This is a genomic window from Haloarcula laminariae (genome assembly GCF_025457605.1).
GTDB classification, from domain to species: Archaea; Halobacteriota; Halobacteria; order Halobacteriales; family Haloarculaceae; genus Haloarcula; species Haloarcula laminariae.
Map to the genome: position 1 here is coordinate 544471 of NZ_JAMZFY010000001.1, position 12240 is coordinate 556710.

General features: G+C 69.1%; 16 protein-coding genes. 5 read left to right on the forward strand and 11 right to left on the reverse strand.

What is annotated here, in order from left to right:
• Nucleotides 1–46: 46 nt before the first annotated feature.
• From NJQ98_RS02835 to NJQ98_RS02850, 4 genes are all read right to left on the reverse strand, one after another.
• A complete protein-coding gene (locus tag NJQ98_RS02835) occupies nt 47–1909 on the reverse strand; it encodes a DUF2070 family protein (protein WP_262175454.1) in 1863 nt (620 codons plus the stop codon).
• Between the two features lie 130 nt (nt 1910–2039).
• Entirely contained in the window at nt 2040–2609 is a 570-nt protein-coding gene (locus tag NJQ98_RS02840; RefSeq protein WP_262175455.1) for a GMP synthase subunit A, read from the reverse strand.
• 52 nt (nt 2610–2661) lie between these two features.
• Nucleotides 2662–3465, reverse strand: coding sequence for a CBS domain-containing protein (locus NJQ98_RS02845; protein ID WP_348533567.1), 804 nt, complete (start codon nt 3463–3465; stop codon nt 2662–2664).
• A 128-nt stretch (nt 3466–3593) separates the two neighbouring features.
• Nucleotides 3594–4142 (reverse strand): DUF7097 family protein, encoded by a 549-nt coding sequence (locus NJQ98_RS02850; RefSeq protein ID WP_262175457.1) that lies wholly within the window; start codon nt 4140–4142, stop codon nt 3594–3596.
• A gap of 208 nt (nt 4143–4350) precedes the next feature.
• Here NJQ98_RS02850 and NJQ98_RS02855 point away from each other — a divergent pair, with 208 nt between their 5' ends.
• Complete coding sequence (locus NJQ98_RS02855) at nt 4351–4716, forward strand: DUF192 domain-containing protein (RefSeq protein ID WP_262175458.1); 366 nt, start codon at nt 4351–4353, stop codon at nt 4714–4716.
• Between the two features lie 200 nt (nt 4717–4916).
• A complete protein-coding gene (locus NJQ98_RS02860; RefSeq protein ID WP_262175459.1) occupies nt 4917–6461 on the forward strand; it encodes a (R)-citramalate synthase in 1545 nt (514 codons plus the stop codon).
• Nucleotides 6462–6558: 97 nt separating this feature from the next.
• Here NJQ98_RS02860 and NJQ98_RS02865 read toward each other — a convergent pair whose 3' ends face one another.
• The 3 genes from NJQ98_RS02865 to NJQ98_RS02875 all read right to left on the reverse strand — a co-directional run bounded on the left by NJQ98_RS02865 (nt 6559) and on the right by NJQ98_RS02875 (nt 9530).
• On the reverse strand, nt 6559–6849 hold the full coding sequence (locus NJQ98_RS02865) for a HalOD1 output domain-containing protein (RefSeq protein ID WP_262175461.1): 291 nt from the start codon (nt 6847–6849) through the stop codon (nt 6559–6561).
• A gap of 124 nt (nt 6850–6973) precedes the next feature.
• Nucleotides 6974–8977, reverse strand: a complete 2004-nt coding sequence (locus NJQ98_RS02870) for a bacterio-opsin activator domain-containing protein (RefSeq protein ID WP_262175462.1) — start codon at nt 8975–8977, stop codon at nt 6974–6976.
• 109 nt (nt 8978–9086) lie between these two features.
• Nucleotides 9087–9530 (reverse strand): bifunctional nuclease family protein, encoded by a 444-nt coding sequence (locus NJQ98_RS02875; RefSeq protein ID WP_262175463.1) that lies wholly within the window; start codon nt 9528–9530, stop codon nt 9087–9089.
• 74 nt (nt 9531–9604) lie between these two features.
• On the opposite strand from NJQ98_RS02875, the gene NJQ98_RS02880 reads away from it, so the two are divergent.
• Nucleotides 9605–9892 carry a DUF8081 domain-containing protein gene (locus NJQ98_RS02880; protein WP_262175464.1) on the forward strand — a complete coding sequence of 96 codons (288 nt, stop codon included), beginning with the start codon at nt 9605–9607 and terminating at the stop codon, nt 9890–9892.
• Nucleotides 9893–9940: 48 nt separating this feature from the next.
• Nucleotides 9941–10219, forward strand: a complete 279-nt coding sequence (locus tag NJQ98_RS02885; RefSeq protein WP_262175465.1) for a DUF8142 family protein — start codon at nt 9941–9943, stop codon at nt 10217–10219.
• Between the two features lie 21 nt (nt 10220–10240).
• Here NJQ98_RS02885 and NJQ98_RS02890 read toward each other — a convergent pair whose 3' ends face one another.
• From NJQ98_RS02890 to NJQ98_RS02905, 4 genes are all read right to left on the reverse strand, one after another.
• Nucleotides 10241–10477 (reverse strand): DUF3194 domain-containing protein, encoded by a 237-nt coding sequence (locus tag NJQ98_RS02890; protein WP_262175467.1) that lies wholly within the window; start codon nt 10475–10477, stop codon nt 10241–10243.
• 4 nt (nt 10478–10481) lie between these two features.
• Nucleotides 10482–10856 (reverse strand): prefoldin subunit beta, encoded by a 375-nt coding sequence (locus NJQ98_RS02895; protein ID WP_262175468.1) that lies wholly within the window; start codon nt 10854–10856, stop codon nt 10482–10484.
• A 169-nt stretch (nt 10857–11025) separates the two neighbouring features.
• A complete protein-coding gene (locus tag NJQ98_RS02900; protein ID WP_262175469.1) occupies nt 11026–11538 on the reverse strand; it encodes a PIN domain-containing protein in 513 nt (170 codons plus the stop codon).
• Complete coding sequence (locus tag NJQ98_RS02905; RefSeq protein ID WP_262175470.1) at nt 11535–11837, reverse strand: UPF0175 family protein; 303 nt, start codon at nt 11835–11837, stop codon at nt 11535–11537. The genes NJQ98_RS02900 and NJQ98_RS02905 overlap by 4 nt, the downstream gene beginning before the upstream one ends.
• 224 nt (nt 11838–12061) lie before the next feature.
• Between NJQ98_RS02905 and NJQ98_RS02910 the strand changes: the two genes are divergently transcribed.
• A complete protein-coding gene (locus tag NJQ98_RS02910; RefSeq protein ID WP_262175473.1) occupies nt 12062–12199 on the forward strand; it encodes a hypothetical protein in 138 nt (45 codons plus the stop codon).
• The last annotated feature ends 41 nt before the right edge of the window (nt 12200–12240 follow it).

The window sequence follows — 12240 nt, forward strand, 5'->3', positions numbered from 1 at the left end:
GACGCGACTCGGCGGCCGGCTACGACACATCGGGGCCAAGCCGGCGTCAGACGCCGGCGACGAGGAAGATGAGGACGCTGACGGCCATCACCGCCAGCACGAACGCCGCCGCGAGCGCGCCGCCCAGCGACACCATCGCGTTGGCCGTCGAGGCCAGCGTCTCAGTGCGGTCGTTGCCGAAGACGGTCACTTCGGCCCGCTCGCTCGCCATCCCGGCCTCGACCGGTTCGAGGTCCGCGATGGCGTCTTCGACCAGCCCCGTGATTCGGTCGATTACCTCCGCGTCGGGGATGGCCCCGCCGACCTGGTTCTCGGCCTCCATCGTGTTGACGATGTGCGTGTCGCTCGTCATCACTTCCACCGCGTCCACGCCGTCGATGGCGTCGAGAATCGCCTCTCGCAGCCCCGGCTCCATGTTGTTCCCGTCGACGAGGACGTAGGCCGTCCGGTGGTCGCCGACCTCGAAGACGGCGACCCGGATGCCGAGCGGCCCGATGCCCTCCTCCGGGGCCCACGGGGTCTCCGCCCAGGCGACGCCACAGCGGAGCTGCCCCCGCTCGGCGCTGGCGAGAGTCTCGCTGAGCTCGCCCGCCCCCTGTATCATGTCGAACGAGCGCCGGCTCCCGGGGACGACGTGGCCCAGGTCCTCGCCCTCCAGCCCGTCGTTGCAGTTGTGGGCGTCGACCAGCAACACGTCCGCCAGCCCGCCGCTGCGGGCCTCGGCCATCGCGGAGAGCCCGACCGCGTAGTCCACGTCGTCGGCACACCCCGGCGCGTACGTGTTGACGACCATCGCATCCTCGCCGAAGGCCTGTCCCAGCAGGGTCGCCTCGCCCTCCTCGTGGCGGTGGCCCGCCGTCGCCTCGGCGGTGTAGTCGATGTTCTCGAAGGCGGTGTCGGCGGCCTCCAGGATGGTGTCGACCTCGCTCTCGGTGACGAGGTTGAAGTCGTGGCCGGCGGTGGCGTGTGGCGGGAAGGCCACCCCGTCAGCGACCTCGGCGACCCGCTTGGGGAGGTTGCCGCCGCCGATTTCCCCCATCGGTCCCGGGTGTATCATCGGCAGGACGAACCGGGCCTTCTCCTCGCCGTCGGGCCGCCGGACCGCGAGGACGGTGACGGGGACGATGGCCTCCTCGCCGATGTCCTCGAAGAACGTCTCCAGCTCGTCCGACCCCTCCGCGAGGTAGCCGACGAACCCCCGAAGGAAGTCCAGCGCGGAGACGCCCAGTGAGGAGCGCCACGGCCGGTCGATGGCGACCAGGAACACCCAGACGGCCCCCGCATAGAGCAGGCAGATGACCGCAAGCAGGACGAAATCGGCCGGGATGAACCCCTGCAGCGCCGGGGGCGCCTGCTCCTGGCGGGACAGGATGTCCGTGAGCTGTGGGTTGTCAAGGATGTACGTCGTCGCGCCCCCGTACACCGCCAGCATCCCGGCTGCGGCGGCGGTCTGGACGCTCGCCGGCACGACCGCGCGCAGGAAGCTGTACCGGGAGACCGCGAGCAGGATGAGCAGGCGGAACGCGAAGATGGAGGCCAGGGCGACCAGCAGTACGTCGAAGACGAAGTTCGCGCCGAGCCGGGCGCTGACGAGCGCTATGACGCCTGCCACGGTCAGGAAGGCGATGGTGACGAGCTCGCAGACGAGCGCGAGCAGCGAGGCCCGGTTGGGGGTGAGCTGGCCGCCTATCCGCCGGTCGACCCAGGGCGTCACCGCCCCCGCGATGGCCGTCGGGAGCCCGATGAAGAAGACCCCCTGCCAGGCGTCGTCCAGCACGAACCGCGAGTCGAAGGCCGCGACGCCGGTCAGGGCCGCGATGAACAGGGCGAAGGCGAGACTGGCGTACCAGTTCGGCGCCCGGAAGATGAACCGGGAGAGGCTCGCAAGATTTCCCTGTGTGGCAGTCATTTATTCATCACATCCAGTCATACTACATAAATCCAGCCGCTCCGACGGGGACTTTACAGCGCATGGTGTCGCCCGTCCGGGCGTCGCTGACTGCGGGACGACGACGGTCCGACGGGACCACGGCATCGGCCTACTGCCGGGGCGCAGACTGCTGGTCACAGACCGCGAGGAAGTTCTCGAAGACGGCCTCGCCCTCTTCGGTGTGGGCGACCTCCGGATGCCACTGGACGCCGAACAGGTTCCGGTCGGTGTCGCTCATCGCCTCGACCCCGCAGACGTCCGAGGTCGCGGTGCGGGCAAAGCCCTCGGGCACTTCCTTGACCTCGTCCGCGTGGCTCGCCCAGACGCGGGTCTCCGGGGCGAGCGAGCCGATAAGGGGGTCCTCGTCGTCGAGAATCTCGACGGTCACGTCGGCGTAGCCGCCGTACTCGCCGCCCCCGACCGTCCCGCCGAGCTGGTCGGCGATGAGTTGCATCCCCAGACAGATGCCAAGCACCGGCACGTCCAGGTCGAGGTAGTCGGGGCAGTTGCCGATGTCGTCCATGTCCGGGCCGCCCGAGAGGACGACGCCGTCCGCGTCGATGTCTTCGGGCGGCGTGTCGTTGTCAAGCAGCTCCACGTCGACGCCCATGTCCCGGAGCGCCCGCTGCTCCAGGTGGGTGAACTGGCCGTGGTTGTCGATGACGGCGATGTGAGTCATTGGTAGCCGAGAGGCTAGCTGGGCCTATATATCTCCTGATAGCTTCCCGGTGTCAGCGCTGGGTCGCCGACTGTCCGGCGCCCGTCTTCTCGATGAGCGGGTGTCGCGCCTCGTCGACCGTGATGTCGTCGAGGCCCGAGAGTCCGGCGAGCCGCGCCGTCCGGAGAAAGCCCAGCTCCTCGACCGCGTCGGGCGAGACCGTGAGCACGTGTGCGACCAGCCGGTCGATACCCAGGCGCTTCGCGGCGAGCGCGCGGTGGTGGCCGTCGATAATCAGCGTCTTGGGCCCGTAAGCGACGACGATGGGCGGCTCCGCGAGCCCGTTCCGGAGCTCGTACTTCCGGCCCTCCAGCTCGTCGGCGTGTACCTCCCGCTGTGTCGGAATCAGCCCGGCGACCTCGACTTCCCGCTCGGCCACGTCGATGGCGGTGTCGTACGACTGTTCGAGCATCTCGCGGGTACTCCGGACCTTCGACGGCGTCGTGCGCTCTATCTGGCTCCTGACGGCGTCGCCGTTCGAGAAGACGCCGAGCAGTTCCCCGTCGTCGCCGACGACCGGGAGCGACTGCTGGCCCGCCCGGAAGATGACGCGGGAGGCGTTTTTCACCGACATCCCCGGGCGGAGGACGACCGGGTCCGGTCGCATGTGTCCCTCGACGCGCTCGTCCCCGGCGACCTCCACGAGGTCTATCGCGCCGACACAGCCCAGCAGCCGCCCCTCGCTGTCGGCCACCGGGAGGTCGCCGTACTGTCTCGCCGCCTTGAGTCGGTCGACCACGTCCGTCACCCACGCGTCCGGGCTGACGGGCTCCACGTCGGTCATGTACGACTCGACGCGGACCTCGTCGACCGCCATCTGCGTCATGGACTCCCATAGTCCCGGGACCGTCTTAACATCTTTTTACCACGATTGATGGGGACCGTCCGGCCATCGGCAGCCGATTGCCCGTCCTGCAGGTGTGACCGTCCGGCTGTGGGCCGGTCCTACGCGTCGTCGTACCGGTCGGCGGCCGAGGTAAAGCCCAGCTCCGAGCGCTCCTGGCTCTTCCGCCCCTCCTTGGCGGCGACGGCCTCCGGGTCCGGCCCCGCGTCGTCGTCGATTCGCGCCCAGGAGTTGTGGACCTTCGCGTGACACCACCGACAGAGGAAGACCGTTATCTCGTGGGCGAGCTCCGCCCCGTCGGCCGACTCGCTGTACGACAGATGGTGTTCCTCCAGCAGCGGCCGGGAGTCGTCGTGGGCGTTGCGGCGCTCTTCGAGCCCACAGCGGCGGCACTCGCGGTCGCGGTTCCGACGGCGGAAGTGGGGACAGTCGGCCCACTCCCAGTCGGCCTCGTCCGGGTCGCCGTCGGGGCCGACCGCGGCCGGACAGCGGAACGCCTCGGCGCTGCGCTCGTTCGCGAAGTCGGGGTCGTGGTGGCCGTGTTCGCGCGCCCACCGGCACTTCCCCTCGTCGGTCACGAAGTCACACCGGTCGACGTGGTCGTAGGGGTCGGAGACGCCGACCGAGGTCCCGCCGGGTGCCTTCTCCATACCTGGGGTGGGACCTACGACCACCTGAATCTGTCCGTCGACGCGGTATCCACTTAGCTCGGTACGCGCTCGAACGCGTTCCCGAAGCGGTACCCCGCTCTGCGTACCGAGCACGGCGCTATCGCCCGCGAAAACGCCGTGTAAATCACTATAGCTCTCACCCTCCGTCCGACGGAACGCTTACGTGGTGACGTACCCACGCGAGCGTATGCGCGTCGTCCACGACCCTGAGGGGGCAAGCCGCGTCCTCGCCACCAACGTCCACACGGCCGACTCGATGCTGTCAAAGTCCAAGGGGCTGATGTTCCGCCGGTCGATTCCCGACGATTACGCGCTCGTCTTCCGGTTCGAGCCGTCGTGGCCCTTCGGCGCGGTTCGGCGCCGGCTCATCCACATGCTGTTCGTCAGGTTCCCGACCGACGTGGTCTGGCTGGCCGACGGCGAGGTCCGCAAGGCCAGGACGATGCACCCGTGGCGCTCGATAGACTACGCCCAGGCCGACACCGTCATCGAGTTCCCGGCCGGGACCGCCGACGGCGTCGAGGTGGGCGATACGGTGGTCGTGGAGTCCTGAGGCCGTCGCCGTCCCGGAGGCGGCCGTGTCCAGTCGCCGACGTGCCTACGAGACGGCCCGTCGAGGCGCTTCCAACAGACTAAAGACCATGAACGTCCCAGTACTCTCCACTATGTCGGAACACCCGACGGAGGATAGAGGAAGTCGCCGCGAGGCGGCTGGGTGTGAAATTCGCCCCGAGTGATGGAAGTGACCTTTCTGTGAGCCACCACACACTGTTCGGGGACCATCCAGCGACGCGTCCCCTCGACGAGGTAGACGACGTACAGTTCCTTGATACGACGCTGCGCGACGGCGAGCAGGCCCCTGGCGTCTCGCTGACGCCCGACGACAAGGCCGCCATCGCCCGCAAGCTCGACGCCACCGACATCGACGTCATCGAGGCCGGCAGCGCCTGTACCGGCCCCGGCGAGCGCGAGACCATCTCCCGGGTCGCCGAGCTGGACCTCGATGCGACGGTGACGAGCTTCTGTCGCGGCATCCGGAACGACATCGACCTCGCCCTGGAGTGTGACGTCGACGGCATCGACCTCGTCGTCCCGGCGAGCGACCGCCACGTCGAGGACAAGGTCGGCACCTCCCGCGAGGACAACGTCCAGTCGACGGTCGAACTCGTCGAGTACGCCAAGGACCACGGCCTGTGGGTCGAGGTCATCGGCGAGGACGGCTCCCGGGCGGACCTCGACTACCTCGAAGAGCTGCTCGCGGCGTCCCTGGACGCCGGCGCGGACCGCATCTGCTGGGCCGACACCGTCGGCCACGCGACGCCGGACCGCGCGCTGGAATGCGTCTCCCGGCTCTCGGAGCTGGGGCCGGTCAGCACCCACACCCACGACGACCTGGGCCTGGCCGTGATGAACGCCCTCGTCTCCGTGGCCGCGGGCGCGGACCTGGTCCACGGGACCATCAACGGCATCGGCGAACGCGCGGGCAACGTCGCCCTCGAAGAGGTCGCCATCGCCCTGGATCACGGCTACGGCGTCGAGTCGATGGACCTGACCGAGGTGTACGACCTCGCGAAGCTCATCGCCAACCGGACGGGCATCCAGCTTGCGCCCAACAAGGCCGTCGTCGGCCAGAACGCCTTCACCCACGAGTCGGGCATCCACACCGACGGCACCCTCAAGGACGACGCGATGTACGAGCCCTACCCGCCCGAGAAGGTGGGCCGCGAGCGCCGCCTCGCGCTCGGGAAACACGCCGGCCGGGCCGGCGTCGAGGCCGCCCTGGAGGAACACGACGTCGAGGCGACCGACGACCAGATTGACGACATCGTCGGCCGCGTCAAGGAGCTGGGCGACCGCGGGAAGCGCGTGACCGACGCCGACCTACTCACTATCGCCGACGAGGTCACGGGACAGGCCGGGGACCGCCGCGTCGAACTGCTGAGCCTGACGGCGGTGTCGGGGTCGGACACGCCGACCGCGAGCGTGCGCCTCTCGGTCGACGACGAGGAGCGCAAGGCCGCGGCCGTCGGCTCCGGCCCGGTCGACGCCGCCATGAACGCCACCGAGGACGCCCTCTCCCACACCGCGAACGCCACGCTGGAGGACTACCACGTCGACGCCATCACCGGCGGCACGGACGCCCTCGTCACCGTGGAAATCGAGATGTCCCGCGGGGACGACAGCGTCGCCGTCTCGGCGAGTGACTCGGACATCACGCGGGCCTCGGTGCGAGCGATGGTCGACGCGATGGACCGGCTCGTCTCCGACGATAGCGACCGGCTCGTCGCCGACGACTAGCGGGTCCCCTGTTCGCGGACCGCTGTGCCGGCCCGGGGACGGACCCGGCCGTACTGTACAGCCGCAGTGGCAGCAGAAACCGGTCGTTTCTCGCCGTCTATACGCGCACTTCGGCAGCCGCGGGGGTCTCGTGGACCTGCTCGACGTGTAGCTGCCGCTCGGCGGTCACTTCGACGTGACAGCCCGCCATGACGAACTGGACCGTGCCACAGGCGTCCTGCCCGCCGCCGGTAAACAGCGCGTCCAGCGCGTCCGGGTCGATACAGTCGTAGAGCCGTTCGTCCAGGTCGAGGGGGTCGACGCCGTTCTCCTCCGCGACGGCGACGACGACGGCGTGACTCAGCGCTTCCGATTCGGGGACGTGTTTATCGTTAAATCCACTTGTCATTGTTCAAACTCGCTGCTTCCTCTTACTGACGGGACGACAAAGCCCGTTGTGGCTACCCAGGTAGCCACGGCCGCGCGGCGACGCTACGTGTATAGGAGCGTGGCTTGTTACCACGCGGGGTCCGTTACTCGTCGTCGAAAACCAGCGCGAGGAGCTTCCGCTGTGCGACTCTAAGGTGACGGTTCACCGTCGGCTGTGCGACGCCGAGCATCTCGGCGACGCCCTCGCCGGTCGTCTCCCGGGGCCACTCGAAGAAGCCGCTGGCGTAGGCCGTCCGCAGCGCTTCGAGCTGGCGGTCGGTCAGCGCCCCTTCCAGCGCGCCGCGTATTCCGTCTTCGGCCCGGTCCGTCGCGGGCTGGTGGCGCCGGGCGGTCAGCTGCACGTCGACACAGCTGTCCCCCAGCCGGTCGACGAAGGTGCGAACGTCGGCGTCGGCGGCGAGGGTGACCATCACCGTCGCCGCTTCGCCCGTGACGGAGACCGCATCGAGCCGCCCGCCGTGACGGACCACCTGGCCGGCGACCGTCGGCTCGTCGACGAGCAGTTCGTACTGGTCCCCGTCCGCGACGGCGACCAGCGAGTCGACCTGCGGAATCGCTTCGACGGCGTCGGCGACGGCCTCGCCGCCGACCCCGGGCACCGAGACGAAGAGCCGCGTCGTCGTCCCGTCGACCGGAATCACCTCTGTGCAGTCCACGGTCGCGCCGAGCGCGGCCGCCAGCCGTCCCAGCGGCTCGTCCGGCGCTTTGACGGTCAGCTCCAGTTCGACGCCCGCGCCGGCGGCCAGGCGGCTGCGCCGCTCCCGGTCGCGGATGGCCACCGCGACGCTGGCGCCGAGCTCGGTGAACACCGACGCGAGCGAGTCGTCCCACTCGACCGGGTGGTCGGCGTAGGCCGTCAGGGTCCCGTAGCTGACGCCGTCGGCGCGCAGCGGGACGCTGATTGCCGCCTGGAAGTCCCGGGCGATGGCCGCCCTGGGCCAGTGTCGGTCCCCGATGGCTTCGGCCACGGCGTCGACGGCCGTCACCCGGTTCGAGGCCGCCGTCTGGACGGCCGGCGGGGCGTGACCGTCGCCGGCCGAGAGCGAGACGGCCTCCAGATAGTCCGACCCGGACCCCGCCCAGGCCCGCGGCTCGACGCCGTCGTCCCCGGCGCGGCCGATCCAGGCAAAGGACAGCCACGACGACTCCGTCAGGGCCGCACAGACCCCCTGCTCGACGTCGGAGACGGTGTCGGCGTCGACGAGGACCCGGTGGACGCGACGGACCGCCGACAGCGTCCGCTCCAGTTCGGTGAGCCGCTCGGCTTGCTCGCGGTAGCTCTCTGCCTGCTCCCGGAGCGTCGACTCCCGGTCGACCCGTTCCAGTGCGGTGCGGGCGCTCCCGGCGAGGCGCTCGCTTCGCCCCTCCCGCTCGCGTCCGAGCGCCGGGGTCCCGCCCGCCGCGGTGTGGAGGACGCCGTACTCGCCCAGCGGATAGTACCGGTCCCCCCCATCGAGCCCCGCGGGCGTCCCCGACAGAAACACCTCCCGGACGACGCCGTCGTCGTCGCCGTTGACCGCCGTCCGCGAGTCCTCGCCGGCGGCGCCGCTGACGCCGGCCGGCCACAGGACGTTCTGACAGGAGTTGAACAGATACACCGTCGCGCCGGCAAACCCCAGCACGTCGGTCGCCGTCTCGACGATACGGGTGGCGACGGCCTCCTCGGTCTCGGCGGCAAACAGGGCCTGTGTCGACGCCTGCAGCGCCGTCAGCACCGACTCGTCCCCGACCTGGCGCTCCCGGCCGAGACAGAGCAGGTGTGGCCCGCGGCGGTCGAAGCCGAACTCCGTCCACCGGTCGGGCGCTTCGCCGGTCCGGACCGTCACGTACTCGCCGGGTTCGTCCGCGTTTCTTTCGACCGCCTCACGGGTCAACGCCGGAACGACCGACGTGAGCGGGTCGCCGACGACCGAACTGCCGGTCCCGGCGAGCGCCTCGAACGCCTCGTTCGCCGCCACGACAGTCAGCGATCCGTCCAGCACGGCCGCCGGTTCCGACAGCCGTGTTATCAGGAGGTCTAGTAGCCGCCCCGGCGACTCCTGTTCCGTGGCCTGGTCGACTCGCCGCTTCCCACCCGAGTTCTCCATATAGAACTGTCTGGGAGCTGAACCGTCGAAAGCGTAGTCCCGGTGTCGGCACCAGCTACGTACCAGCCGCCTGCCGTGCCCTGTCCGACCCCCGTGGCCCCGTCGCCGCCTACAGCTCCTCGTCGGCGTCGAACTCCTCCGGCGAGCGGCCGGCCGCGTCGACCACCTCGTCGGAGACAACCAGCGGGCAGTCCACCCGCAGGGCGATGGCGATGCCGTCGGAGGGTCTGGCGTCGAAGACCATCTCCTTGCGACGGTCTTCGAGGTACTGCTCGGTGTCTATCTTCGCGTAGAAGGTCCCGTCGCTGAGGTCGTCGATGCGGACACGGTCGATGGCGCCGCCGAACTCCGCGACCATCTCGACCAGCAGGTCGTGGGTCAGGGGCCGCTCGAAGGGCTCGCCGTCGATGGCCAGCTGCATCGACTGGGCCTGGTCGCTGCTGACGAATATCGGGACGATTTCGCCGCGCGCACGCAGCAGTACCACCGGCGTCCCCTCCCCGTCCTCGCTGACGCCGACGCCGACCCCCTCGACCGTGGCCTCGTGTTCCATACGATATGGTTCGGCGCGGGGCATGAAAAACTAGCCCGCTGTCGTTTTACCGGACGGGCACGTCAGTCGACGCCGTGACCGACGACGGCTATCTCGTCGCCGTGAAACCGTCCGCACGCCGGGTGAGCGCGCGGGTCGGGCAGTGGGTCAACCGCGAGGGGACCACCCGGCGGTTCGACTCGAAGCCGCTGGCCCGCGAGTGGGCGCGGGCCTGCAGTACCGGGCCGGCGACGGTGTGGGTTCAGGACGCCCCCGCGTGGGCCGACACCGACGCCGACGGCTATCTGGTCGGCCGACGCTTCCGCGAGGCGGGCCCCGACCGGCCGGGCCGGCAGGCGACCATCGCCGACGCGGACGAGTGAGCTCCCGCGTAGCGCGATACTTTTGCCCGTGGCGTCCCCACTCCCGGTATGGACGACACCGCCGAGTCCGGGCTCGATACGCCCGCCGACGAGCGGACGACGGGTGACCTCCTCCAGGACGACGACAGCTTCGTCGAGGGGATGAATCGGTGGCGGGCCACGAAGTACATCGCCCCGTTCGTCGCTATCGGCCTGTTCGACCTCGTTCTCCTGCTGGGCTGGGGACTGGACCCGCTGTGGGGATTTATGATACTGCCCCCGATTCTGTTCGTCAGCGTCCTCGGCTGGATCGCGTTCAGAACCGGCTTCGCGAGCGACCGGGTCTGACGGCCGAAAACGGCGGCGCCGTCAGTCCTCGAACAGCTCGTCGACGGCACCGCGCGCGGCCAGCGCCGCGTCGTCGGCGACTCGCTCCTCGTCGGCGCTCGCGTCGGGCGCCTTGACGTACACGTCCACGTCGAGGACGCCCTCCTCGAAGGTCACGGTCACGTCGTAGTCGTCGATATCGCCTACGCTGAGACGGGCAAAAATGACGTTCTCGGCCGCGTCGGCGGCCGTCTCAACGACCTCGTCGTCGCTCGTCATCGCCTTACGCGCCGGCGCCGGGGCCGCCTGCGGGGCCGCCACCGAGCATCTGCTGGAGCTCGCTCTGGAGCTCTTCGAACTGCTCCTGGACGCGCTCTTCCTGCTTTTCGAGGGTCTCGACGCGGACTTCGAGGTTGCTGACCTTCTCTTCGAGGTCCTCGCGGGCCTCGCCGAGCTCGGTCTTGACGAGCAGCTCGCCGACCTCGCGGTACATCGTGGTGTCGGCGTCGACGTCGTCGAGCTCGTCCAGCGCCGTCTTGGAGTCCTGCAGCGTCGACTCGGCCTGCTGTTTCTGTGTCGCGACCTGCTGTGCGGTCTCCTGAAGGTCCTGTAGCTCCTCGAGCTTCTCCTGTGCTTCCGGCGGAAGGTTACCCTGCATACTCGCTCGGTCGGGGTCCGGAGTGTTAAACCCACGCTTTCATGACTGTCGGCGCCGGGTTGCGGGAGGAGCTCGAATTCGGATTTATCACGTCTCTAACGGCCGATTTTGGGGCGGTATCGGATGCGGTCGAACCCCGTCTCCACCCGTCCTTCTGGCTGTACCGACCCTACTCAGTGACCTCACCCACCGCCCGCTCGCGCAGCTCCCCGGTCAGGTGCATCCCGTGCTGGTCGATGCGTCGGACGATGCGCTTTGCCTGTGTCGGACTCAGGTACTTGTCCTCGATGGCCGCGCGGACGACGACGCCGAAGCTGCTTGTCACCTCTGCACCGAGGCCCTGTGCGGTGCGGCGGACGGTACGGTCCTCCGAGACGACGGCGACCGCCGAGCGGTCCCGCCGGTCCCGATGGGCGAGGACGCCAGCGAGGACCGTCTCGGCCGCGCCGATGTCTTTGTCGCCCAGCACCGACCGCGCCCGCTCGACGCGGCTCTCGTCGACGCTCGTCTCGACCCCGCTGTCGAGGTACTCCGCGAGGTTCGTGGCCGCGGGTTCGACGTCTACGGCGTCGGCCACTGGTCCGGGGACGACGACGTCGCCGTCGAACGCGTCGAGCAGGGCGAGCTCGCCGACCTGGCCCAGGCTGTACGCGGCTGTCGGACCGACGTAGATGCGCGTCATAGCTCCGCGGCGGTGTCGGCGTCAAGCTCCAGGTCCGACAGCTGGAGCTGTGTCGTCAGGTTGCGCTCGCGGGACACGTCCAGCCACTCGGCGATAGAGCAGTCCGCTATCTGTGCGGCCTCCGCGGCGGAGACGTCGCCGGACTGGTACCGCTCGACCGCGACCCGCACGCGGAGCGTCTCCAGTCCCTCGCCGAGGGCCTTCCGGATGGTCGTCGACCGGTCCTCCGACAGCAGGGCCGCCACCTCGTCCAGCTCCGCCTTCTCCTCGCTCCCGAGTCGCGCGCTGATAGTGGGCATCGTATACGCCGCAGGTTATCGTAAACGCACATCAATGTAGGGGCCGCCCCTCGGCGGATGTGTCTCCGGGCGCCCACGCCGGCAGTTGGGGGCCGTCATGGGGAAATCCACGAGTAGAAGAACGTCCAGAATAGGGTAGTATAAATAAACATTCAGTTGGTAATATGGCCTTTCACCGTCTGAACAGTCGGTATATTTATGAGATATTGCGATACCTATCCAGTATGTCCAGCACGAACCAAACGACTGGCAACCTGCCGCTGAACTGCACGGAGTGCAACGAGACCGTCCGAAAGACCCCGCAGGGCACCTACGTCTGTACCGGCTGCGGGCGAACCGCCACCGGCCGGCCGGTCAGATAGCGCCGTCCAGCGGCGCGCTGTCGAACCGCCAGCCCTTAGCC

Excerpts from the sequence above, each read along its gene's own strand:
- NJQ98_RS02890 (WP_262175467.1), bottom strand. The coding sequence starts at position 10,477 with ATGACGAGCGACGACGAGGTCGTTGAGACGGCCGCCGACGCGGCCGAG.
- NJQ98_RS02910 (WP_262175473.1), top strand. The coding sequence starts at position 12,062 with ATGTCCAGCACGAACCAAACGACTGGCAACCTGCCGCTGAACTGCACG.
- NJQ98_RS02875 (WP_262175463.1), bottom strand. The coding sequence starts at position 9,530 with ATGGAACACGAGGCCACGGTCGAGGGGGTCGGCGTCGGCGTCAGCGAG.
- NJQ98_RS02840 (WP_262175455.1), bottom strand. The coding sequence starts at position 2,609 with ATGACTCACATCGCCGTCATCGACAACCACGGCCAGTTCACCCACCTG.
- NJQ98_RS02865 (WP_262175461.1), bottom strand. The coding sequence starts at position 6,849 with ATGACAAGTGGATTTAACGATAAACACGTCCCCGAATCGGAAGCGCTG.
- NJQ98_RS02850 (WP_262175457.1), bottom strand. The coding sequence starts at position 4,142 with ATGGAGAAGGCACCCGGCGGGACCTCGGTCGGCGTCTCCGACCCCTAC.
- NJQ98_RS02845 (WP_348533567.1), bottom strand. The coding sequence starts at position 3,465 with ATGGCGGTCGACGAGGTCCGCGTCGAGTCGTACATGACCGACGTGGAG.
- NJQ98_RS02900 (WP_262175469.1), bottom strand. The coding sequence starts at position 11,538 with ATGACGCGCATCTACGTCGGTCCGACAGCCGCGTACAGCCTGGGCCAG.
- NJQ98_RS02835 (WP_262175454.1), bottom strand. The coding sequence starts at position 1,909 with ATGACTGCCACACAGGGAAATCTTGCGAGCCTCTCCCGGTTCATCTTC.
- NJQ98_RS02895 (WP_262175468.1), bottom strand. The coding sequence starts at position 10,856 with ATGCAGGGTAACCTTCCGCCGGAAGCACAGGAGAAGCTCGAGGAGCTA.
- NJQ98_RS02855 (WP_262175458.1), top strand. The coding sequence starts at position 4,351 with ATGCGCGTCGTCCACGACCCTGAGGGGGCAAGCCGCGTCCTCGCCACC.
- NJQ98_RS02870 (WP_262175462.1), bottom strand. The coding sequence starts at position 8,977 with ATGGAGAACTCGGGTGGGAAGCGGCGAGTCGACCAGGCCACGGAACAG.
- NJQ98_RS02885 (WP_262175465.1), top strand. The coding sequence starts at position 9,941 with ATGGACGACACCGCCGAGTCCGGGCTCGATACGCCCGCCGACGAGCGG.
- NJQ98_RS02905 (WP_262175470.1), bottom strand. The coding sequence starts at position 11,837 with ATGCCCACTATCAGCGCGCGACTCGGGAGCGAGGAGAAGGCGGAGCTG.